The sequence below is a fragment of the Algiphilus aromaticivorans DG1253 genome, from assembly GCF_000733765.1.
Taxonomy (GTDB): Bacteria; Pseudomonadota; Gammaproteobacteria; order Nevskiales; family Nevskiaceae; genus Algiphilus; species Algiphilus aromaticivorans.
Map to the genome: position 1 here is coordinate 2,417,161 of NZ_JPOG01000001.1, position 22,526 is coordinate 2,439,686.

Genomic DNA, 22,526 nt, shown 5'->3' on the forward strand with positions numbered 1-22,526 from the left:
ATGACGGGCCGCCGTTGTGTGGGGCCCGTCAGGAAGGGCGCGCAATATAGTGGTCCGCTGCGGACCTGTCAACCGGAAAGATCACCGCGGCGCGCGTGACCGCGGTGATCCAGACCTCTAGCCTTCGTTTTCCGGCACGCCGGCCTCGTCGTCACCGCCGGCAGTACTGCGCTCTGCCGCTGCAGCCGGCGAGGAGCCGCTCTCGTTGAAGTCCGCGGCTCCCGAGGCGGGGACCTGCAGGTCGGCGAGGAAACTGCCGCCACGGGCCTTGCGGCGCTGCTCGTGGAAGGACAGTCCCGTACCGGCCGGGATCAGGCGACCGACGATGACATTCTCCTTGAGACCGCGCAGCTCGTCGCGAGATCCGCGCACGGAGGCTTCGGTGAGCACGCGGGTGGTCTCCTGGAAGCTGGCCGCCGAGATGAAGGATTCGGTGGACAGGCTCGCCTTGGTGATGCCGAGGATGAGCCGCTCGAACTTGGCCGGGGTCTTGCCCTCGGCGGCGAGCTTGCGGTTGGTGTCCTCGGTCGCAAAGAGTTCCACCTGCTCGCCATGCAGGAAGGGCGAGTCGCCGGAATCGGTGATCTCGACCTTGCGCAGCATCTGTCGGCAGATCGTCTCAATGTGCTTGTCGTTGATCGTCACGCCCTGCAGACGGTAAACGTCCTGGATCTCCTTGACGACGTGGTTGGACAGTGCCACCACGCCGCGCAGACGCAGGATGTCGTGCTGCGACGGCTCGCCGTCGGTGATCTGCTCACCGCGCTCGACATGCTCACCTTCGAATACCGAGATCTGCTGCCACTTCGGAATCAGCAGCTCCACCTCTTCGCCGTCGGACTGCACGATCTTGAGGCGCTGCTTGCCCTTAGTGGCATTGCCGAAGCGAACGGTGCCCGTGGCCTCGGCCAGAACGGCCGGGTCCTTCGGCTTGCGCGCCTCGAAGAGGTCGGCAACACGCGGCAGACCACCCGTGATGTCGCGTGACTTGGAGGCCTCCTGCGGGATGCGGGCGACAATGTCGCCAGTCTTGACGTCCTGGCCATCCTCGACAGTGACAACTGCACGCGCGGGCAGCGCATAGGCCACCGGGATGTCGGTATCGGGAAAGGTCAGCGCCTCGCCATCCGAGCCGAGCAGCACCAGCGTTGGCCGAAGCTCACGCGCGCTGCGCGTCTGCGATTCGGACACCACCAGCGTGGAGACGCCCGTAATGGGGTCCTCCTCGCGATTGACGGTGCTGCCTTCCTCGAAGTCCTGGAAGCGCACGCGACCAGCCTGCTCGGTAACGATGGGATGGGTATGCGGGTCCCACTTCGCGAGCCGGATGCCGGCCTCGACCGTCTGGCCGTCCTGCACCTCGATGATGGCGCCGTAGGGAATCTTGTAGCGCTCGCGCTCGCGCCCGTCCTCGGCAATGATGCCGATCTCGCCCGAGCGGGAAACCGCGACCAGATTGCCTTCCTGGTTCTGAATGGTCTTGACGTTGTGCAGCTTGACCGTGCCGCCGGCACGCGTATCGGCGCCGTCGGCAGCCACCGACCGCGAAGCTGCACCACCGACGTGGAAGGTACGCATCGTGAGCTGCGTGCCCGGCTCGCCGATCGACTGGGCGGCGATGACGCCCACCGACTCGCCGATGTTGACGCGATGACCGCGCGCCAGATCGCGCCCGTAGCACTGCGCGCAGATGCCGAAGCCCTGCTCGCAGGTGATCGGGCTGCGCACCCAGACCTCGTCCAGGGAATGCTGCTCGAGGAGATCGCAGAGCTTCTCGTCGAGCATCGTGCCCTCGGCGATCAGCACTTCATCGGTGCCCGGGATGTGCACGTCGCGCAGGGCCACGCGGCCCAGCACGCGATCGCGCAGGGCCTCGAGGACATCGCCACCCTCGACGATGGGGGTCATCTGCAGGCCGTTCTCGGTGCCGCAATCCTCGGCGGTGACAACCACGTCCTGCGACACATCCACCAGGCGGCGGGTGAGATACCCCGAGTTGGCTGTCTTCAACGCCGTATCGGCCAGGCCCTTGCGGGCGCCGTGCGTGGAGATGAAGTACTGCAGCACGTTCAGCCCTTCGCGGAAGTTGGCCGTGATGGGCGTCTCGATGATGGAGCCGTCCGGCTTGGCCATAAGGCCACGCATACCGGCGAGCTGGCGAATCTGCGCCTGCGAGCCACGCGCGCCGGAGTCGGCCATCATGAAGACCGAGTTGAAGCTCGGCTGGGTCACTTCGGTGCCGTCGCGCTCCAGGGCGGTCTCGGTACCGATGCGCGTCATCATCGCCTTGGCGATGCTGTCGTTGGCGCGCGACCAGACGTCGACGACGCGGTTGTAGCGCTCGCCGGCCGTGGTCAGGCCCTGGGTGTACTCCTCGTTGATCTCCTTGACCTTGTTCTCGGCATCCTCGAGGAAGGTGTACTTCTCGTCGGGAATCACCATGTCGTCGATGCAGAAGGAGATGCCCGACTGCGTCGACTGACCGAAGCCCATGTACATGAGCTGGTCCGCGAACACGACGGTGTCCTTGGTGCCGCAGCGGCGGTAGACGTAGTCGATGACCTTGCCGACTTCCTTCTTGGTCAAGGTCTTGTTGACCACCGAGAAAGGCACGCGGTCGGGCAGGATCTCGGACATCAGCGCGCGGCCAACGGTGGTGTCCACGAGTTGGCGCTTGGGCGTGGCGCTGCCGTCCTCCTCGTCGATCCAGTCGTCGATGCGCACCTTGATGCGCGCCTGCAGTTCCAGCTCGCCGCTGGCGAAAGCGCGGTGCACCTCGGCGACATCGGCCAGCACCATGCCGTCACCCTTGGCACCGATGCGCTCGCGCGTCATCCAGTACAGGCCGAGGACAACGTCCTGCGAGGGCACGATGATCGGGTCGCCGTTGGCCGGCGACAGGATGTTGTTCGAGGACATCATGAGCACGCGCGCCTCGAGCTGGGCTTCCAGCGAGAGCGGCACGTGCACGGCCATCTGGTCGCCGTCGAAGTCGGCGTTGAAGGCCGTGCACACCAGCGGGTGCAGCTGGATGGCCTTGCCCTCGATGAGCACCGGCTCGAAGGCCTGGATGCCCAGGCGGTGCAGCGTCGGCGCGCGGTTCAGCAGAACCGGGTGCTCCTTGATGCACTCCTCGAGGATGTCCCAGACCACGCCTTCCTCGCGCTCCACCATCTTCTTGGCCATCTTGATGGTGGTGGCGTGGCCCTGGCGCTGCAGCTGCGAGAAGACGAAGGGCTTGAACAGCTCCAGCGCCATCTTCTTGGGCAGACCGCACTGGTGCAGGCGCAGCGTCGGGCCGACCACGATGACCGAACGGCCCGAGTAGTCGACGCGCTTGCCCAGCAGATTCTGGCGGAAGCGCCCCTGCTTGCCCTTGATCATGTCGGACAGCGACTTCAGCGGGCGCTTGTTGGTGCCCGTGATGGCGCGGCCGCGACGGCCGTTGTCGAGCAGCGCATCCACCGATTCCTGCAGCATGCGCTTCTCATTGCGCACGATGATGTCCGGCGCATAGAGCTCGAGCAGGCGGCGCAGACGGTTGTTGCGGTTGATGACGCGGCGATAGAGATCGTTGAGGTCCGAGGTCGCGAAGCGGCCGCCGTCCAGCGGCACCAGCGGACGCAGATCCGGCGGCAGCACCGGCAGCACCTTCAGGATCATCCACTCCGGCTTGTTGCCGGAAGCCAGAAAGGACTCGATCAGCTTGAGGCGCTTGCCGAGCTTCTTGATCTTGGTCTCGGAATTGGTGGCGGCGATTTCCTCGCGCATGCGCACCGCTTCCTTGTTGAGATCGATCTGCTTGAGTAGCTCGAGCACGGCTTCGGCACCCATGCGGGCGTCGAACTCGTCACCGTACTGCTCGACCGCGTCGAGATACTCCTCCTCCGTCAGCAGCGTGTACTTCTCCAGCGGCGTCAGACCCGGGTCGACGACGATGTGCGCCTCGAAGTAGAGCACGCGCTCGATCGCCCGCAGCGGCATGTCCATGAGCAGGCCGATGCGCGAAGGCAGCGACTTCAGGAACCAGATATGCGCGCAGGGCGCGGCCAGATCGATGTGCGCCATGCGTTCGCGGCGTACCTTGGCGATCGTGACCTCGACGCCGCACTTCTCGCAGACCACGCCGCGATGCTTGAGGCGCTTGTACTTGCCGCAGAGGCACTCGTAGTCCTTGATCGGCCCGAAGAGCTTGGCGCAGAAAAGGCCGTCGCGCTCGGGCTTGAAGGTCCGATAATTGATGGTCTCCGGCTTCTTGACCTCACCGAAGGACCAGGAACGGATCTGCTCGGGCGAAGCCAGAGAGATCTTGATCGCGTCGAAATCGTCGACTTCGTCGTTGTTGCGAAGCAGGTTCAGCAAATCTTTCATCACAATCTCCGTTGACAGCGCCCGGGCTATTCGCTCTGCACCAGCTCGATGTTGAGTCCGATCGAACGGATCTCCTTGACGAGCACGTTGAAGGACTCGGGCATGCCGGCAACCATGCGGTGGTCACCGTCGACGATGGACTTGTACATCTTGGTGCGGCCGACCGTATCGTCCGATTTCACTGTCAGCATTTCCTGAAGCGTGTAGGCGGCGCCGTAGGCCTCGAGCGCCCAGACCTCCATCTCGCCGAAGCGCTGGCCGCCGAACTGCGCCTTGCCGCCCAGCGGCTGCTGCGTGACGAGCGAGTACGGGCCGGTGGCGCGCGCGTGCATCTTGTCGTCGATGAGGTGGTTGAGCTTGAGCATGTACATGTAGCCCACCGTCACCGGACGCGCCAGCGGCTCACCACTGCGACCATCGGTGAGCTTCGCCTGCCCACCCTCGGGCAGACCGGCGAGCTTGAGCAGGCGCTTGATCTCGGCTTCGGAAGCACCATCGAAGACCGGAGTGGCAGTGGGGACACCGCCGCGAAGGTTCTTCGCCAGCGTGATGATCTCCTCGTCGGAGAACTCGTTCAGATCGACCTTGTCGATGCCGTCGCTCGACTTGTTGTAGATCTCGTCGAGGAACTCGCGCAGCTCGGCGATCGCCTTCTGCTGCTCCAGCATTTCCTGGATCTTGTGGCCGAGGCCGCGCGCCGCCCAGCCCAGATGCGTTTCCAGCAGCTGGCCGATGTTCATGCGCGAAGGCACGCCCAGCGGGTTCAGCACGACATCGACGGGCGTGCCGTCATCCATGTGCGGCATGTCCTCGACCGGAACGATCTGGGAGATGACGCCCTTGTTGCCGTGGCGGCCGGCCATCTTGTCGCCGGGCTGGATGCGGCGCTTGACGGCCATGTAGACCTTGACGGTCTTCAGCACGCCGGGCGCCAGCTCGTCGCCCTGCTCGATCTTCGTCTTCTTGGACTCGAAGTGCTTCTCGAACTCGGCCTTCATGTCCTTGAGCTGACGGGCCGCCGTCTCCAGCGCCGTCTGCGCTTCTTCCTCGCGCAGCCGGATCTCGAACCAGCGCTCGCGCTCGACCGAATCCAGGTACTCCTGCGTGACCTCGGCGCCCTTCTTCAGCTTGTTCGGACCGCCATCGGCGACCTGGCCGATCAGCACGCGGGACAAGCGCTCGAAGATGTCGTCCTCGAAGATGCGCAGCTCGTCGTTGATGTCCTTGCGCACCTGGGCTTTCTCGGCCTCCTCGATGTCCATCGCGCGCTTGTCCTTCTCGACGCCCTCGCGGGTGAAGACGCGCACGTCGATGACAGTGCCGTCCATGCCGGTCGGCACACGCAGCGAGGTGTCCTTCACGTCCGATGCCTTCTCACCGAAGATTGCCCGCAGCAGCTTCTCCTCCGGCGTCAGCTGCGTCTCGCCCTTGGGCGTGACCTTGCCGACCAGGATGTCACCGGCCTTGACCTCGGCACCGATGTAGACGATGCCGGACTCGTCGAGCTTGGAGAGTGCCGCCTCGTTGACGTTCGGGATGTCGGCCGAGATCTCCTCGGAACCGAGCTTGGTCTCGCGGGCGACGCAGTTCATCTCCTCGATGTGCACCGTGGTGAAGCGGTCCTCGGCGACAACGCGCTCGGAGACGAGCATCGAGTCCTCGAAGTTGTAGCCGTTCCAGGGCATGAAGGCGATGAGCATGTTCTGCCCCAGCGCCAGCTCACCGATATCCGTGCTCGGCCCGTCGGCCACGACGTCGTCGCGAGCGACCACATCGCCGGGCTTGACGATGGGCTTCTGGTTCATGCACGTGTTCTGGTTGGAACGCGTGTACTTGACCAGATTGTAGATGTCGACACCCGCCTCGCCCTGCACCGCCTCGTCATCATTGACACGGATGACGACGCGGCCGGCGTCGACCTTGTCGACGCGGCCACCGCGCTTGGCGGTAATGGCGTTGCCGGAGTCGACCGCCACGCGCTTCTCGATACCGGTGCCGACCAGCGGCTTGTCGGCCTTCAGCGTCGGAACAGCCTGGCGCTGCATGTTCGAGCCCATCAGCGCGCGGTTGGCGTCGTCGTGCTCGAGGAAGGGAATCAGCGCAGCAGCCACGGAAACGATCTGGCGCGGCGAGATGTCCATGTACTGGATCTCGCTGGGCGGCAGCATCGAGAACTCGTTCTGCGTACGTACCGAGATCAGATCGTTGACGAAGTTGCCCTTCTCGTCGAGCACCGAGTTGGCCTGGGCGATGGTGTAACGCCCCTCCTCAATGGCCGACAGGTACTCGATATCGTCGCTGACCACGCCGTCGGTCACCTTGCGGTAGGGCGTCTCGAGGAAGCCGTACTCGTTGGTGCGCGCGTAGACGGCCAGCGAATTGATCAGACCGATGTTCGGGCCTTCCGGCGTCTCAATGGGGCAGATGCGGCCGTAGTGCGTCGGGTGCACGTCGCGCACCTCGAAGCCGGCGCGCTCGCGGGTCAGACCACCCGGGCCCAACGCCGAAACGCGGCGCTTGTGCGTGACCTCGGACAGCGGATTGTTCTGATCCATGAACTGCGACAGCTGCGAGGATCCGAAGAACTCCTTGACCGCCGCGGATACCGGCTTGGCGTTGATCAGGTCCTGCGGCGTCAGGTTCTCAGCCTCGGCCAGCGCCAGACGCTCGCGCACGGCGCGCTCGACGCGCACCAGGCCCGTGCGGAAGACGTTCTCGGCCATCTCGCCCACCGAGCGGATGCGGCGGTTGCCGAGGTGGTCGATGTCGTCGGTCATGCCCTCGCCATTGCGGATGGCGACGATCTCCTTCATGACATCAACGATGTCCGAGTGCTCCTCACCGAACTCTTCGAAGAGCTTGGCGCAGACCTCGTCCTTGGTCTGGCTCGCGAAGTAGCGGCCGTCGTAGAGCACAGACGGGCCGGTGACACCGTCGCGACGCAGGCGGCGATTGAACTTCATGCGACCCACAGCCGACAGGTCGTAGCGGTCGTAGGTGAAGAAGAGGTTGTGGAAGAGCGTCTCGGCAGCATCCTTCGTCGGCGGCTCGCCGGGGCGCATCATGCGGTAGATCTCGACCAGCGCTTCCAGACGCGTACGCGTCGGGTCGATATTCAGCGTGGTGGAGATGTACGGACCCTTGTCGAACTCGTTGACGTACAGGGTGTGCAGCGTCTCGACCTCGGCCTCGCGCAGCTGCGCGATGAGCTCCTCGGTGATCTCAGTGTTGGCCGCTGCGATGATCTCGCCGTCGCCGGAGACGATGTCCCGGGCGACGATCTTGCCAAGCAGATAGGCGTCCGGCACGAAGAGCGTATCGATGCCGGCCTGGCCGATCAGCCGGATATGGCGCGCGGTGATGCGCTTGCCGGCCTCGACGATGGTGTTGCCTTCACCGTCGTTGATGTCGAGGGTGGCGGTTTCGCCCTTCAGGCGCTCGGGCTTCAGCTCAAGCTCGGCGCCCTCACCCTTGAGGTGATAGATGTTGCGCTCATGGAAGGTCTCGAGCATCCACTGGTTGTCATAGCCCAGCGCGCGCAGCAGGATCGTCGCCGGCAACTTGCGGCGACGGTCGATGCGCACGTAGAGGTTGTCCTTCGGGTCGAACTCGAAGTCCAGCCAGGAACCGCGATAAGGAATGACGCGCGCGGTGTAGAGCAGCTTGCCCGAGCTGTGCGTCTTGCCACGGTCATGGTCGAAGAAGACGCCCGGCGAGCGATGCAGCTGCGAGACGATGACGCGCTCGGTGCCATTGATGATGAAGGTGCCGTTGTCGGTCATGAGCGGCAGCTCGCCCATGTAGACCTCCTGCTCCCGCACCTCCTTGACGCGCTTTTCCTTCGACTCCTTGTCGTAGATGACCAGTCGGCACTTCACGCGCAGCGGCGCCGAGTAGTTGAGCCCACGGATGCGGCACTCCTTCTCGTCGAAGACCGGCTCACCGAGGCGATAGGACAGGTATTCCAGCGCCGCGGCACCCGAGTAGCTGACCATCGGGAAGACGGACTGGAAGGCGGCGTGCAGGCCGATGGCGGCGCGCTGCGCCGGCGCCAGCTCGTCCTGCAGGAAGCTGCGATAGGAATCGATCTGCGTCGCCAGCAGGAAGGGAATCGGCAAGGTGTCTTCGCGCTTGCGGAAGTTCTTGCGGATACGCTTTTTCTCGGTAAAGGAATAGCTCATCGGAGGCACCTGCTGCTGCTGAAAACCGGCCGCGACGCGAGGCGGCAAAGCCACCGCGCCGGGAATACGGGACTGGGGCATGACGTCGTCGCCTGCGGCGGACCGACGGCAGGCCCGAGGCCCGGTGACGGGGGATACACGCTCGGCAAGAACGCCAATAGCCGGGCGCCCGAAGGCACCCGGCCATGACGATCACCTGCGATAAAGGCGGACACCAAGGGTTTACTTGATCTCCACCTTCGCGCCGGCTTCCTCGAGCTTCTTCTTCATCGCCTCGGCGTCATCCTTGGAGACGTCTTCCTTCAGCTCCTTGGGCGCGCCTTCGACCAGGTCCTTGGCTTCCTTCAGCCCCAGACCGGTGACCTCGCGGACGGCCTTAATGACGCCGACCTTGTTGTCGCCGAAGGAGGCGAGAACGACCGTGAACTCGGTCTGCTCTTCCGCCGCCTCGCCGCCGCCGGCGTCGCCGCCAGCAGCCGGACCGGCCGCGGCGACCGGGGCCGCAGCGGTCACGCCAAACTTGTCTTCCATTGCCTTGACGAGCTCGACGATGTCCATAACGGACTTCTCGGAGATGGCGTCGATGATTTCTTCGTTGGACAGTGCCATGGTGTTACCTCAATTGAACGATTGTGTGGGAAAGCCTGATTGCGAAATGCATGCAGCGGATTCTCGGCGTGGCCCTCAGGCCGCCTTCTTGGCCTCTCCGACCGCCGACAGCGTGCGCACGAACTTGGCCGTGGGCTCGTTGAGCAGGCGGACGAAATTGCCGACGGGGGCCTTCATGGTTCCCATCAGCATTGCCAGTGCCTCGTCGCGCGTCGGCAGCGAGGCCAGGCGGTCGATTTCCGACGGCCCATAGGCGACACCGCCCATGGCGACCGACTTGACGACCAGTGCCGGATGCGTCTTGGCGAAATCCTTGATGACGCGACCGACCGACGACGGATCCTCGAGAGAGAATCCGAGCATGATCGGCCCAACAAGCGAGGGCGTCAGGCACTCGAAATCCGTGCCCTCCACCGCGCGCTTGGCCAGCGTGTTCTTCACCACGTGCAGATAGATATCACCCTCGCGGGCTTTTGCACGCAGATCGTCCAGCTGACCGGCCTTGAGGCCGATGTACTCGGCCGCGACGGCCGAGTGCGCCTTCTTCGCGATTTCGCTGACTTCCGCTACCAGGGCTTGCTTCTGATGCAGCCGTATTGCCATGTCTTCAATGCTCCTGGTGGCACATCACTCAAAGGGCGCCGGGCCGGGATTGACCCGGCGCCCCACCTGTACGGCGCACCCTCAAGGGGTGAACACCGTCTGCGCAGGCCGCCTCGCGGCTTTTAATCCCTTGCGGAGCGATCCGCTCGGGCACCTGCGGTCTTGGACGGCGTGGCTTTCACCACACAGTCAAGATTTCGTACTAACGAGCCGCCGAGACGACCCGCCGTTTGTCACTCGGGCAGGCTGGAAAGATCCACCGCCACGCCGGGCCCCATCGTCGTCGACAGGATCACCTTGCGGAGGTAGCTGCCCTTGGAAGTCGTCGGCTTGGCCTTGCGGATATCGCGCAGCACCGCCGCGATGTTGTCGCGCAGCTGCTCGGTCGTGAAATCCGCCGCGCCGACTGCGCAGTGGATAACGCCGCCCTTGTCGGTACGGAACTTGGCCATACCAGCCTTGGCGTTACTCACCGCGGTGGCCACATCCGGCGTCACCGTGCCCGTCTTCGGGTTCGGCATCAGGCCACGCGGGCCGAGCAGCTGACCAAGGCCGCCGACAACGCGCATGGCTGCGGGCTCGGCGATGACGACCTGATAATCCAGCTCACCACCCTTCATACGCTCGGCCAGCTCCTCCATGCCCACCGCGTCGGCACCGGCAGCCTCGGCCTCCTCGGCCTTGGCGCCCTGCGCGAAGACCGCGACGCGGACATTCTTGCCGGAACCATGCGGCAGCACCGTGGAGCCACGGACATTCTGGTCGGACTTACGCGGATCAACACCGAGGTTGATGGCCAGATCGACCGACTCGCGGAACTTCGCGGTCGAGCATTCGCTGAGCAGGCCCAGAGCCTCGTCGAGCGAGTAGTTCTTGCCCGGCTCAACCTTCTCGGCGAAAACCTTCTTGCGCTTCGTCATGCGTGCCATCTCAGACGCCCTCCACATCGACGCCCATGGAACGGGCAGAGCCGGCGATAGTGCGCACCGCCGCGTCCATGTCGGCCGCATTGAGATCCGGCCACTTGGTATTGGCGATCTCTTCCAGCTGCGCGCGGGAAATCTTGCCGACCTTCTTGGTGTTCGGCGTGCCGCTGCCGGACTTCAGATTCAGCGCCTTCTTGATGAGCACGCCCGCGGGCGGCGTCTTCGTGATGAAGGTGAAGGAGCGATCCGCGTAGACCGTGATGACGACGGGCGTCGGCAGCCCGGCTTCGATGTTCTGCGTCTCGGCGTTGAAGGCCTTGCAGAACTCCATGATGTTCACGCCCTGCTGACCCAGCGCCGGGCCGACGGGCGGCGACGGATTCGCCTTGCCTGCAGGAATCTGCAGCTTGATGTAGCCCTTTACTTTCTTTGCCATGCTCTTTTTCGCTTCCTAAGGTGGGTACGAACGCCTTGCGGCTCCCCTGGGTGTCGGCGCTTCAGCTTCCTACGAAGCGCCGTCAGTAATCGATGTCCTGCCTGCGACCATCCGTGGTGCGTGCTTCATGCCCGGCCATCCATGGCCCGGCGTTCGCCGGTTTCCGGCTGCCACCGGCAGCCCGCCAAACTGCGCTTTACCGCTTCAATCCTCGTCCTGCCTCTAACCCTCCATGGTGCGTGGTTCCTGCCGGGCCATCCATGGCCCGGCGTTCGCCTTATTCCGGCTGCCACCGGCAGCCGGAATAAGGCTCACCCCTTCTCGACCTGCGAGAAGTCCAGCTCCACGGGCGTCGAGCGCCCGAAGATGAGAACGGCCACGCGCAGGCGGCTCTTCTCGTAGTTGACTTCCTCGACGACGCCGTTGAAGTCCGCGAAGGGGCCGTCGATGACCCGGACTGTCTCGCCCGGCTCGAAGAGCGTCTTCGGGCGGGGCTTCTCGACCGATTCCTCGACCCGGTTCAGGATGGTGTTGGCCTCCTTCTCCGAGATCGGCGCCGGCTTGTCGGGCGTGCCGCCGATGAAGCCGAGCACGCGCGGCGTCGACTTGACCAGATGCCAGGCCTCCTCGCTCATGTCGATCTGCACGAGCACGTAGCCCGGAAAGAACTTGCGCTCGGTGGTGCGCTTGACGCCGTCGCGGACCTCGACAACCTCCTCGGTCGGCACTAGGATGTCACCGAAGTGATCCTGCAGTCCTTCGCGCTGAATGCGCTCCTGAAGCGCGCGCTTGACGTGGTTCTCGTACTGCGAGTACGCATGCACGACATACCATCTCATCGCCATCGACTAACCCCTTCCCGTCAGAAGCTGCACCGCCCAGAGCAGGAAGGAATCCAGCCCCCAGAGGAAGAGCGCCACGATCAGTACCACCACTGCGATGAGCAGGGTGGTCTGCACGCTCTCCTGACGCGTCGGGAAGGTGGTCTTGCGCATCTCGATGCGCGCACCCACCAGATACCCCCAGGCCGTCCGGCCATTCGCAGTCTGGTAGAACATGAAGGCAGCCGCCCCTACTGACGCCACGACAATGGCGGCGCGCACGGCCACGTTGTACTCCGGCTGCAGGAGATAGAAGGCGGCGACACCGCCGACGACCACCGCCAGCGCGGCCAGCATCCAGAGGGTGTCCAGACTGCCGCCGGATGCTTGCTTGGAATTGCTCATGAATCAGCGCTTGAAGTTGGTTCGGCCGAATCTGGCCGGTATAGCGAAACCCTGCCGCAGGCTGGCAGGGTAGGAGGGAATCGAACCCCCAACCTGCGGTTTTGGAGACCGCTGCTCTGCCAATTGAGCTACTACCCTGGACTTGTTTTGCCCGCCGCGCCGGACCTTCGCTAGCACATGAAAACGCGGGGCGCGCATTGTACGCGCGCCCCGCGCAAATGCAAAGTTTTCGACTTCAGGCGATGATCTTAGCCACGACGCCGGCGCCGACGGTGCGGCCACCTTCGCGAATGGCGAAGCGCAGGCCATCTTCCATGGCGATCGGTGCGATCAGCTCAACCTTCAGGTTGACGTTGTCGCCCGGCATCACCATTTCTGCACCTTCCGGCAGCGTCACGTTGCCCGTGACGTCCGTCGTCCGGAAGTAGAACTGCGGCCGGTAGCCGGCAAAGAAGGGCGTGTGACGTCCGCCCTCTTCCTTCTTGAGAATGTAGACCTCGCACTCGAACTGCGTGTGCGGGGTAATGCTGCCCGGCTTCGCCAGCACCTGGCCGCGCTCGATCTCTTCGCGCTTGGTGCCGCGCAGCAGCACGCCGACGTTGTCGCCCGCTTCGCCACGATCCAGCAGCTTGCGGAACATCTCGACACCGGTCACCGTGGTCTTGACGGTCTTCTTGATGCCGACAATCTCGATCTCGTCGCCGACCTTGACCACGCCGCGCTCAATGCGCCCGGTGGCCACGGTGCCGCGACCCGAAATCGAAAAGACGTCCTCAACCGGCATCAGAAAGGCGCCGTCAATCGCGCGCTCGGGCTCGGGAATGAAGCTGTCCATGGCGTCGATCAGCTTCTGGATGGCTTCCGCGCCAAACTCGCCTTCGTCGCCTTCCAGCGCCTTCAGCGCCGAGCCGGTGATGATCGGGGTGTCGTCGCCCGGGAAGTCGTACTGGCTCAGCAGGTCGCGAACTTCCATCTCGACCAGTTCCAGAAGCTCGGCGTCGTCCACCATGTCGGCCTTGTTCAGGAACACGACAATGAAGGGCACACCCACCTGACGGGCCAGCAGAATGTGCTCGCGCGTCTGCGGCATGGGGCCATCAGCAGCGGACACCACCAGAATCGCGCCATCCATCTGCGCAGCACCGGTGATCATGTTCTTGACGTAGTCGGCGTGGCCAGGGCAGTCAACGTGCGCGTAGTGACGATTCTCCGACTCGTACTCCACGTGCGCCGTCGAAATCGTGATGCCGCGCGCCTTCTCTTCCGGCGCCTTGTCGATCATGTCGAATGCGGTCGCATCACCACCCCACTTCCGCGCCTGACATACCGTCAGCGCCGCAGTCAGCGTCGTCTTGCCGTGGTCAACGTGCCCAATCGTACCCACGTTCACGTGGGACTTCGTGCGCTCGAACTTTGCTTTGGCCATGCTCCAACCTAGTTGTGTTGCGTGTCAGAAGAGGTGCGAAATGCGAAATGCGCCGTCGCCCTTTTGATCCCCCGAGAGCTCGGCAAGCGCGCGATGTTAATGGGCTCGGGTGCAGCTTCGCAAGCCGAGGCGGCTGCCAGGGTCGACTTTGGGTGCGCTTCGCGCCTTCCTGGAGAGGGGTTGGGACGCGTTCTTGCCTGGCGACTGGGCGTTGCTGCGCTGCGGCGTGCCGCTGGCATGTCGCAGAACGGCTGGAATCGGGAGAAGCAATGCACGAAGCGGATTTATGACATCTCGTGCAGCGATCGCCGCTGTCACTAGACTCCGCTCCTGCCTCGTCGAGTGACCCGGCCCAGGCATTCTTGGCCCGAGCGTTCGCCGCGCTACGACCTGCGACCGGCAAGTCGGTCGCGGCTACACGGCCGGTAAAACGCAAACGCACTGACCACTGCATATCTCGCGCAGCGATCGCCGCAGTCACTAAGCTCGGTCTTCCTGACCTCGTCGCTGATTCGCCGGTCGCATCCCCGCTGCGCGGGGCCCCTGCTCCTCGGCTCACAGCTCCAAGTGACCCGGCCCGGGCCTTTGGGCTGCGCTTCCTGCTCCGCCCAAAGTCCAGGGCGCACTTCCTGTGTGCCCGTCGGGCGCTTCGCGCCCGACCCATGGCCCGGGCGTTCGCCGCGCTGCGACTTGCCACTGGCAAGTCGGTCGCGGCGAACCCAGATTCGAACTGGCTCTCTGTCCGAGGTCGCCAGTTCGAATAGCGCCCAAACAAAAAGAGCGCCGCAGCTTCCGCCTTGGCGCCCTCTCCTGATCTTGGTGCCCACCGCCAGATTCGAACTGGCGACCTCACCCTTACCAAGGGTGTGCTCTACCAACTGAGCTAGGTGGGCGTTGTGCTGAATATTACCGCTACTGCTGCTTGACCGCAGTCACTGGACTCGGCTCCTGCCTCGTCAAGTGACCCGGGCCGGGCCTTCCTGGCCCGCCCGCTGAAGCGCATGGCTTCAGCCCAACTGAGCTAGGTGGGCGTTGTGCTCAATAATACCGCTGCTGCTACCAGTTTACTGGAGCGGGTGATGGGGATCGAACCCACATAACCAGCTTGGAAGGCTGGGGCTCTACCATTGAGCTACACCCGCATACGTTGCGAATAGTAGCTTTTCCGCCACTTGGCCGCAGTCACTAGACTCGGCTCCTGCCTCGTCAAGTGACCCGGGCTGAGCCGTCCTGGCTCAGCCGCTGAAGCGCATGGCTTCAGCCCATTGAGCTACACCCGCATTTCGTCGCGAATAGTAGCTTTTCCGCCGCTTGGCCGCAGTCACTAGACTCGGCTCCTGCCTCGTCAAGTGACCCGGGCTGAGCCGTCCTGGCTCAGCCGCTGAAGCGCATGGCTTCAGCCCATTGAGCTACACCCGCGTTTAGTGCGAATGGTAGCCCTTCCGCTGCTTGGCTGCCGCCTCGCAGCGAGGCTTGGAGAAGATGGTGGAGGGGGTAGGATTCGAACCTACGAAGGCTAAGCCAGCAGATTTACAGTCTGCCCTCGTTGACCGCTTGAGTACCCCTCCGGATACGTACTCGGATAGCGTTTACAGGCTTTGCCCCCGAGCGAGGGCGCGTATTGTCGTTTCGCGGGGGTGAGCCGTCAAGGCGCACCGCGCCTGCGCGCACCCATCGAGGCCTCGGCGGTCAGCGGATCCTCGGGCCAGGGGTGCTTCGGATAGCGGCCGCGCAGCTCGCGCGCTACTTCCGGATACCCGTTACGCCAGAAGGAAGCCAGATCCTGCGTGACCTGCAGCGGCCGCCCCGCCGGGGAGAGTAACTGGATCTGCACCGGCACCCGTCCGTCGTCAACGCGCGGCGTCTCGATCAGCCCGAACAGCGCCTGCAGCTTCACAGCCAGTACGGGCGGACCGGCGTCACCGCTGTACTGCAGGCGAACGTCGTGGCCACTGGGGACGCGCACCCGCTCGGGCGCCCAGCGATCGAGATTGCCGGCGATCTCAGGGGGAACTTGCGCGCGCAACAGCGCCGCCAGGTCAAGCTCGGCCAGCTGCGCGAGACGCGTCATGCCGGCAAGATAGGGCTGCAGCCATTCCTCGAGCCGAGCGCCCAGTGCCGCGTCGTCCAACGCAGGCCAATCACCGCCGCGCCAGGCACGAAGGCTACCGATGCGCACCTGCAGGCTCCTGGCAGCCTCGTTCCACGGCAGAACCTGCAAACCGCGACGCTGCACGGCCTGGCAGAGCATCGCCTGCGCGGCTTCCGTTGGCACGCGCGCCGGGCGCGCATCGATGACCAACTCGCCCAGCATGCGGCGGGACTCGGCGACCACGCCCTCCTTCTGATCGTCCCAGCCCAGGTGCTCGACGGCGCGCAGCGCACCACAGCAGCCAGCGAGCACATCGCCGGCGTCAAGCGGCGCGACCAAACGCGCACGGCGCGGCGGGCCGGGTTCCCAATGCGCAGCCACCAGCCACTCCGCGCCCTGAGCGCCCTCGGTTACGGCGACTTCACCGCCGTCGCTGCAGGCGTAGCGTTCGCGCTCGCCCGGCCGGCGGCGCGCGATGCGCTCGGGGTAGGCGCGCGCCAGCAGGCGGCCGGCGGCCTCTGGCTCGGCGCGCGGCGGCTGGCTGGCATTGGCGATATCCAGCGCCCGCGCCAGATCGGCTGCAACGCGGCGCAACGGCGTGCCCGACGGCGCATTCGCTGCCTCGCGCAGCCGCTCGCTCACATGCGGACCGACTCCGGCATCCACTTCCAGAAGCGCTGCCAACCAGACCGCCAAGGCACCCTCGCCGGTCGCAGCCCCTTCCAGCAGCATGGCGGCGCGACGCGGCGCCACGGGCAGCTCGGCCATGCGCCGGCCGAGGGCGGTGAGCTGACCGCTGTCGTCCAGGGCTCCGAGATCGGCGAGCAAGGCTTCGGCGCGCTTCAGCGCGATCGCGGGCGGCCGGTCGAGCAAGGCCATGCTGCGACTCATGCCACGCCCCCAGCACTCGGCACGCAGCACAAAGCCGGCCAGATCCGCACGCAGGATCTCCGGCGCATCCCGCGCGGGCAGCTGCGCATGCTCGTCAGCGGACCACATCCGCCAGCAGTGACCGGGACCAAGGCGGCCGGCACGGCCGGCGCGCTGTTCGGCAGCCGCCCGCGAGATACGCTCGGTAACTAAACGGTCGGCGCCGGCACGAGGATCGAAACGGGTCAGGCGATGCCAGCCGCTGTCGACGACGATGCCGATGCCCTCGACAGTCAGGCTGGTCTGGGCGATGGGCGTCGACAGGATCACACGCCGGCCCGCGCGGGGCTGCAGGACGGCATCCTGCTCAGCCGGCTCCATGCTGCCGTACAGCTGTTGCACCGTCGCGGCCACACGCGTTTCCAGCTCGCCAGCCACCGCCCGGATGGCCTGAATACCGGGCAGAAAGACCAGCGCATCACCGTCAGCCGCCGCCATCGCCTCGACGGTGGCCTCGGCCACACCACGGGCGAAGCCGCGCATATCTGCCAGCGGGCGTGCAGCCAGCGAACGGTGCGTCACGCCTACCGGATGCAGGCGCCCGTCCGCGCGAATCGCGGGCACACCGCCCAGCAGCTCGGAGACGGCTTCCGCCTCCAGCGTCGCGGACATCACAAGCAGCCCCAGATCCGGGCGCAGGCTTGCGCGCACGTCCAGCAGCAAGCCGAGCGCGGTGTCGGCATCCAGACTGCGCTCGTGAAACTCGTCGAGGATTACCGTACGCGCGCCGTCGAGTTCAGGGTCGGCCTCCAGCCGGCGCAGCAGCATGCCCTCAGTCATGACGATCACACGGGTGGCCTGCCCGACGCGACGGTCCCAGCGCACGTGGTAGCCCACCGTCTCGCCCACCGCTTCACCCAGCATGGCAGCCATGCGCCGCGCCGCAGCACGCGCAGCCACCTGGCGTGGGGTGACGACGAAGATGCGGCCTTTCGGCTCGTGCTCAGCGAGTGCCAGCGGCACCAGCGTCGTCTTGCCGCTACCCGGCGGCGCACTGAGCACCGCCGCGCGCGCCGTGCGCAAGGCTTCGAATAGTGTCGGCAGCGCCTCGGCGACCGGCAGCCGGCGATCGGTTTCGCTCAGGCGCATCGGCAACCTTCTGCGGCCAGCGTGCGCATAATCGGCACTGTTCCATTCATTGTGGGCTCCGACATCATGCTGATCGCGGCCGTCATCCTTCTGACTGTCAATCTTCTGCTGCTCGCCGGACTGTTGCTGGCCAGCCTGCGCAACGCGCGCACCCTGACCCGGTTGCGCGCTGACGCCGAGGCTCTGAAGCCGCTGCACGCCGAGCTCGGCCCGGAGCTTCGTCAGCAGCTTACGGAATCGGGCAGCCGTGTCATCGGCATCGAGATCCTGAATCCGTTGCAGGTCGCCGCCAGCCAATCCTGGGTCGCGGGCCGCTTCGGCGCGCTGGCACCCGGCCTGATCCAGCGCGAAGTCTACCGGCAGACCCGCGAGGTTCTCGAAGTTCAGCTGCGCGAGTACGGCATCGAGCCACGCGTGCGCGTGCACGGGAGCCGGTCTTGAGCGTGGGGTTGCTAATGGTTGTCGCGCTCGGGACGACGCTGCTGAGCGCCCTGACCAGCTGGATGGTGCTGCACCAGCAGGCAGAAACGCGGGTAGCCGGTCAAGCCATCGGCGCGGCCGCTGCGCGCTACGGCGAAGGGCAGCGCATGCTGACGCAGCGCCGCCGTCTGCGCGCAGCGCAACGCTTTACCGAATCAGCCGTCGACGAAACCTCACGTACCGTCGAGGACATCCATCGCGGCATCGCCAGCGTGCCCTTCGAGGTGCTCGACCGCATTCCCGCAACGCGCGATACCGCGCGTATCGTGCGCGAGGTACACGACCTCACTTCCGGCACCGTTTACGGAAGCATTCGCGGCATTAACCGCCTGCTTGGCAGCGGGCTGCGCAGCGGCCTGGGCGGCTCCCACGACAACAGCAAGAAGAAGCGCGATGACGAACAAGGCTCTGAATGACCTCGTGACGCTGCTCGATCTCGAGCCGCTGGAAGTCAACATCTTCCGCGGCGGCTCGCGCGATCTCGGCGGCAAGAGCGTCTTCGGCGGTCAGGTCATTGGTCAGGCGCTGATGGCCGGCGCGCGCACCATTGAAGAGGGCGTTCCGCACTCTCTGCACGCGTACTTTCTGCGCCCTGGCGACATGACGCTACCCATCGTCTACGACGTCGATCGCGTGCGCGACGGGCGCAGCTTCGCCGCACGTCGCGTGCAGGCCATCCAGAGCGGCAAGCCGATCCTGTCGATGATTGCCAGCTTCCACCGGCACGAGACCGGTCCGGATCACCAGAAAGCCATGCCGGAGGTGCCTGCTCCCGAATCGCTGGAGGACCAGGACACACTGCGCAGCCGTTGGCTAGCCGCGCATCCCGACGTGCCCGAGCCGCTGCAACGTGCGCTGCTCCGGCAGCTTGCCATCGAGTTCCGGCCGGTCGCGCCCATGGATCCCTTCGCGGCCGAGCCACGGCCGGCTGAGCAGCACATCTGGTTCCGCGCCGGCGGACAGCTTCCGGACGATCCGATGCTGCACCGCTGCGTGCTGGCCTACGCCTCGGACTTCAACCTGCTGTCTACCGCGCTGCTGCCGCACGGGAAGAGCTATCTCTCTCCTGATCTCGTGGTTGCCTCCATAGACCACGCGCTATGGTTCCATCGCGATTTCCGCGCAGACGAGTGGCTGCTCTACGCCATGGATTCACCCACCGCGCAGGGCAGCCGCGGTCTGTCTCGCGGCGAGATATGGACACGCGACGGCCTGCTCGTGGCCAGCGTCGTGCAGGAAAGCCTGATGCGAGACATCAGCGACTGAGCCACGCACCGCTCACCGGCCGCGGCCTACCGCCCATCTCGCAACGCCACCCTCGGCATGGGGCTGCTGGCAACATCTGTCTTGCCGGTTGAGTCTCCCTCCTCCCTCTCGCCGGCGTGTGCTGCGACCGACGCGCGTCCCGTACTCCCTGCGGGGCGTGCGCCGTTCCTTTTGGCTCGGGCAAACTGTGCGCCCCTTCGCTGCCAGCCCGCCCATGATCCCCTCCCTGACCCGCTTCGGCTATATCTCCGCGGCCTGCGTGCTGCTGTTTGTACTCGGCGTCATGATCCTGGCGCCGGCCACCGCCACTCGTTTTGCCCTCCAGGTCGAGCGCCTGATGGCGGGATTGGAGCAGCACAGCGTGGAAGTGGACGGCTTCGAGATGCCTTATCTCGCCGGCGGCGAAGGCCCCACTCTGCTGCTGCTGCACGGATTCACGGCCAACAAGGACAACTTCAGCCGGGTCGCCAAGCATCTAACGCGCGACTTCCATGTCGTCATCCCCGATCTACCGGGGTTCGGCGAGGCAAGTGCCCCGCAGGGCGCCGACTACGGGCTCGACGCGCAGGTGGCGCGTGTCGCCGGCTTTGTGGAGGCGGTAAGCATCGAGGAGGCCGCCCACGTCGGCGGCAACTCCATGGGCGGCTACATCGCCGCCTCGCTGGCGCTGGCCCATCCGGACAAGGTGGCCTCGCTGTGGCTGCTGGCGCCAGCCGGCCTGGCCGGTGAACAGACCTCCGAGATGCGGCGCGAGCTGGCCGAGACCGGCCGCAATCCTCTGCTCGTGCAGCGAGCCGAGAACTACGCAGACGTGCTCGAAATGGTCTTCCACGAGCCCCCCTTCCTGCCCTGGTTCGTGCGCGACACCCTCGCCGGTCGCGCCGCCGAGCGCTTCGACCACTACACGCGCATCTTCGAGCAGATCTACGACGCGCCCGCGCTCAACGAGCGCGTCGCCGAAATCCAGGCCCCCACCCTGCTGGTCTGGGGCGCCGAGGACCGCGTGCTGCATCCCTCCGGTGCAAAGGCCTGGATGGAACAGCACCCGGACAGCGAGCTGCAGATGCTGGCCGAGATCGGGCATCTGCCCATGATGGAAGCCCCCGAGACAGTGGCCAAGGCATTGCTTTCCTTCCACGCCGAGCGCTTCGGCGGCGATGACTAATCCAGGGCGGAGCCAGCGCCGGCCATCACGAATCTAGCGGTCGATGATGTCCAGCCGCGCGAAGGGGTCGGTATCGAGCATGCGCTCGACCGCGCGGATCGCACCGTCGTGATAGGGCAATAGCACCAGATCGACGCCGGTCTGTGCCATGCGTTCGGCGTCGTCGCGGGCATGGCTGCAGAAAGCCACCTTGCCGCCGTAACCGGCCTGCTGCAGGCCGTGCAGCACCGACATCCGTATGTCGGCGCGGTCCAGCGACTGCGGGTGCGGCGGCACGGCCACTACCACCCACTCGGCGCCGCCCAGCGGCAGGCTGGGCAGGAACTCCGGGTCCGAGGCATCGCCGTAGACCCCGGCACGGTTCTTGGCGGTCCAGCGCTGCAGCGCCTCCGGATCGAAATCCACGCCCAGCGGATGGATGGCGCGTGCCTCCAGCGCGCTAGCGACCTCCTCGCCGAAGCGGCCAAGGCCGAAGACAATCACCGGATGCGCTTGCGTGCGCACCGGCTCGTCGCTGATGCGCTCGCGCGCGGTGACGCGCCGCTCGAAGACGCGCAGCAGCGGCTCAAGCCGATCGTAGAGCTGATGCGAGTAGAGAATCATGTAGGTGGACAGCGTGATGGTGATCAGCCCCACCAGCGTCACCAACCCCATCGTGGCCTCGCCGACGTGACCGAGTGTCACGCCCATGGCGATGAAGATCAGCGAGAACTCGCTGATCTGCGCCACCGTCAGACCGGCCAGGAAACCGATGCGCTTGCGGTAGCCCATCGCGCCCATGATGGCGAGCACGATCAGTGGGTTGCCGATGAGCACGAAGAGCGACAGCACGATCGCTGCCGGCACCTGCGCGCCCAGCACGCCCAGATCCAGCTGCGCACCCAGGCTGAGGAAGAAGAACAGCAACAGGAAATCGCGCAGGCTGGCGAGGCGCGACGCCACCGCCTCGCGCAGCGGCGTCGAGGCCAGCGCCACGCCGGCGAGCAGCCCGCCCAGCTCCTTGCCAAAGCCGATGCCGTCGGAGAGCGCGGCGAAGAACACCGCCCAGGAGATCGCGAAGGTCACCAGCATCTCCGGCGCATTCGCCAGCCAGCGCATCAGCGGCGAAGCGATGTAGCGAATGAACACCCCCACCAGCGCCAGCATCGCGAGTCCGCCTAGGGCGGTGTTCAGGATCGCGCCTGAGCCGCCCTCGTTGCCGATACCCAAGGTCGAGAGCGCGATCATCGCAAAGACCACGACGATGTCCTGCACGATCAGAAAACCCAACGCAATGCGCCCGTGCAGCGCGTCGATCTCGCGCTTGTCCGAAAGCAGCTTGACGATGATGATCGTGCTGGAAAAAGTCAGCGCCACGGCGACGTAGAGCGCAGGCACCGGCGCCATGCCCAGCGCCAGCGCGATCAGGAAACCGAAGACGGTGGTGAAGGCCACCTGCCCCAGGCCGGTGGCCATGGCGACGGGCCCGAGCGTGCGCACCAGCTTGAGGTCGAGCTTCAGGCCGACGAGGAAGAGCAGCAGGGCGATGCCGATCTCGGCCAGCAGATGCACGGTCTGCGGGTCGGAAACCAGGCCCAGCGCGTCGGGGCCGGCGATGATGCCGGCAGCAATGAAGCTGACGATGAGCGGCTGGCGCAGCAGCAAGCCGAGCATGCCCACGGCCGCAGCCAGCGTCAGCAGCAGCGCCGTGCTGTCGAAGGCAGAGAGTTCCAGAAGCATCGTGCCA

Annotated in this window: 15 protein-coding genes and 4 tRNA genes; 4 read left to right on the forward strand and 15 right to left on the reverse strand. The window is 65.4% G+C overall.

Annotated features, from left to right (window positions below):
- Positions 1-117 precede the first annotated feature (117 nt).
- From rpoC to hrpB, 14 genes are all read right to left on the reverse strand, one after another.
- On the reverse strand, positions 118-4,371 hold the full coding sequence (gene rpoC / locus U743_RS11325; RefSeq protein ID WP_043768420.1) for a DNA-directed RNA polymerase subunit beta': 4,254 nt from the start codon (positions 4,369-4,371) through the stop codon (positions 118-120).
- Positions 4,372-4,397: 26 nt separating this feature from the next.
- Positions 4,398-8,552, reverse strand: coding sequence for a DNA-directed RNA polymerase subunit beta (rpoB, locus tag U743_RS11330; RefSeq protein ID WP_043768422.1), 4,155 nt, complete (start codon positions 8,550-8,552; stop codon positions 4,398-4,400).
- A 222-nt stretch (positions 8,553-8,774) separates the two neighbouring features.
- A complete protein-coding gene (gene rplL, locus U743_RS11335) occupies positions 8,775-9,161 on the reverse strand; it encodes a 50S ribosomal protein L7/L12 (protein WP_043768424.1) in 387 nt (128 codons plus the stop codon).
- A gap of 75 nt (positions 9,162-9,236) precedes the next feature.
- Entirely contained in the window at positions 9,237-9,764 is a 528-nt protein-coding gene (rplJ, locus tag U743_RS11340) for a 50S ribosomal protein L10 (RefSeq protein WP_043768426.1), read from the reverse strand.
- Between the two features lie 233 nt (positions 9,765-9,997).
- Positions 9,998-10,693 (reverse strand): 50S ribosomal protein L1, encoded by a 696-nt coding sequence (gene rplA / locus U743_RS11345; RefSeq protein WP_043768428.1) that lies wholly within the window; start codon positions 10,691-10,693, stop codon positions 9,998-10,000.
- 1 nt (position 10,694) lies between these two features.
- Positions 10,695-11,126 carry a 50S ribosomal protein L11 gene (rplK, locus tag U743_RS11350; RefSeq protein ID WP_043768430.1) on the reverse strand — a complete coding sequence of 144 codons (432 nt, stop codon included), beginning with the start codon at positions 11,124-11,126 and terminating at the stop codon, positions 10,695-10,697.
- A gap of 311 nt (positions 11,127-11,437) precedes the next feature.
- The gene (nusG, locus tag U743_RS11355) at positions 11,438-11,971 is read right to left on the reverse strand and encodes a transcription termination/antitermination protein NusG (RefSeq protein ID WP_043768432.1); all 534 of its coding nucleotides are present in this window, start codon (positions 11,969-11,971) and stop codon (positions 11,438-11,440) included.
- A 3-nt stretch (positions 11,972-11,974) separates the two neighbouring features.
- Positions 11,975-12,352 carry a preprotein translocase subunit SecE gene (gene secE, locus U743_RS11360; RefSeq protein ID WP_043768434.1) on the reverse strand — a complete coding sequence of 126 codons (378 nt, stop codon included), beginning with the start codon at positions 12,350-12,352 and terminating at the stop codon, positions 11,975-11,977.
- Positions 12,353-12,414: 62 nt separating this feature from the next.
- A tRNA-Trp gene (locus U743_RS11365) sits at positions 12,415-12,490 on the reverse strand.
- A 97-nt stretch (positions 12,491-12,587) separates the two neighbouring features.
- The gene (tuf, locus tag U743_RS11370; RefSeq protein ID WP_043768412.1) at positions 12,588-13,778 is read right to left on the reverse strand and encodes an elongation factor Tu; all 1,191 of its coding nucleotides are present in this window, start codon (positions 13,776-13,778) and stop codon (positions 12,588-12,590) included.
- A gap of 817 nt (positions 13,779-14,595) precedes the next feature.
- A tRNA-Thr gene (locus tag U743_RS11375) sits at positions 14,596-14,671 on the reverse strand.
- A 175-nt stretch (positions 14,672-14,846) separates the two neighbouring features.
- Positions 14,847-14,920 (reverse strand) — tRNA-Gly (locus tag U743_RS11380).
- A 341-nt stretch (positions 14,921-15,261) separates the two neighbouring features.
- Positions 15,262-15,346: transfer RNA gene (locus tag U743_RS11385), tRNA-Tyr, on the reverse strand.
- Between the two features lie 77 nt (positions 15,347-15,423).
- Positions 15,424-17,889: an ATP-dependent helicase HrpB gene (hrpB, locus tag U743_RS11390; RefSeq protein ID WP_043768436.1), complete on the reverse strand. Its 2,466-nt coding sequence runs from the start codon at positions 17,887-17,889 to the stop codon at positions 15,424-15,426.
- Positions 17,890-17,955: 66 nt separating this feature from the next.
- On the opposite strand from hrpB, the gene U743_RS11395 reads away from it, so the two are divergent.
- From U743_RS11395 to U743_RS11410, 4 genes are all read left to right on the forward strand, one after another.
- Complete coding sequence (locus U743_RS11395) at positions 17,956-18,330, forward strand: hypothetical protein (RefSeq protein ID WP_156966417.1); 375 nt, start codon at positions 17,956-17,958, stop codon at positions 18,328-18,330.
- Entirely contained in the window at positions 18,327-18,785 is a 459-nt protein-coding gene (locus tag U743_RS18155) for a hypothetical protein (RefSeq protein ID WP_156966418.1), read from the forward strand. Before U743_RS11395 ends, U743_RS18155 begins: the two co-directional genes overlap by 4 nt.
- Entirely contained in the window at positions 18,763-19,635 is an 873-nt protein-coding gene (gene tesB, locus U743_RS11405) for an acyl-CoA thioesterase II (protein ID WP_043768440.1), read from the forward strand. Before U743_RS18155 ends, tesB begins: the two co-directional genes overlap by 23 nt.
- Positions 19,636-19,849: 214 nt before the next feature.
- Complete coding sequence (locus U743_RS11410) at positions 19,850-20,800, forward strand: alpha/beta fold hydrolase (RefSeq protein WP_052367983.1); 951 nt, start codon at positions 19,850-19,852, stop codon at positions 20,798-20,800.
- Between the two features lie 33 nt (positions 20,801-20,833).
- Here the strand turns inward: U743_RS11410 and U743_RS11415 are convergent, their stop codons facing one another.
- Positions 20,834-22,519 (reverse strand): cation:proton antiporter, encoded by a 1,686-nt coding sequence (locus tag U743_RS11415; protein ID WP_043768442.1) that lies wholly within the window; start codon positions 22,517-22,519, stop codon positions 20,834-20,836.
- Positions 22,520-22,526 lie beyond the last annotated feature (7 nt).

Coding starts and splice junctions, on each gene's coding strand:
- rpoC (WP_043768420.1), bottom strand. CDS start 4,371: ATGAAAGATTTGCTGAACCTGCTTCGCAACAACGACGAAGTCGACGAT.
- rpoB (WP_043768422.1), bottom strand. CDS start 8,552: ATGAGCTATTCCTTTACCGAGAAAAAGCGTATCCGCAAGAACTTCCGC.
- rplL (WP_043768424.1), bottom strand. CDS start 9,161: ATGGCACTGTCCAACGAAGAAATCATCGACGCCATCTCCGAGAAGTCC.
- rplJ (WP_043768426.1), bottom strand. CDS start 9,764: ATGGCAATACGGCTGCATCAGAAGCAAGCCCTGGTAGCGGAAGTCAGC.
- rplA (WP_043768428.1), bottom strand. CDS start 10,693: ATGGCACGCATGACGAAGCGCAAGAAGGTTTTCGCCGAGAAGGTTGAG.
- rplK (WP_043768430.1), bottom strand. CDS start 11,126: ATGGCAAAGAAAGTAAAGGGCTACATCAAGCTGCAGATTCCTGCAGGC.
- nusG (WP_043768432.1), bottom strand. CDS start 11,971: ATGGCGATGAGATGGTATGTCGTGCATGCGTACTCGCAGTACGAGAAC.
- secE (WP_043768434.1), bottom strand. CDS start 12,352: ATGAGCAATTCCAAGCAAGCATCCGGCGGCAGTCTGGACACCCTCTGG.
- tuf (WP_043768412.1), bottom strand. CDS start 13,778: ATGGCCAAAGCAAAGTTCGAGCGCACGAAGTCCCACGTGAACGTGGGT.
- hrpB (WP_043768436.1), bottom strand. CDS start 17,889: ATGCGCCTGAGCGAAACCGATCGCCGGCTGCCGGTCGCCGAGGCGCTG.
- U743_RS11395 (WP_156966417.1), top strand. CDS start 17,956: ATGCTGATCGCGGCCGTCATCCTTCTGACTGTCAATCTTCTGCTGCTC.
- tesB (WP_043768440.1), top strand. CDS start 18,763: ATGACGAACAAGGCTCTGAATGACCTCGTGACGCTGCTCGATCTCGAG.
- U743_RS11410 (WP_052367983.1), top strand. CDS start 19,850: ATGATCCCCTCCCTGACCCGCTTCGGCTATATCTCCGCGGCCTGCGTG.
- U743_RS11415 (WP_043768442.1), bottom strand. CDS start 22,519: ATGCTTCTGGAACTCTCTGCCTTCGACAGCACGGCGCTGCTGCTGACG.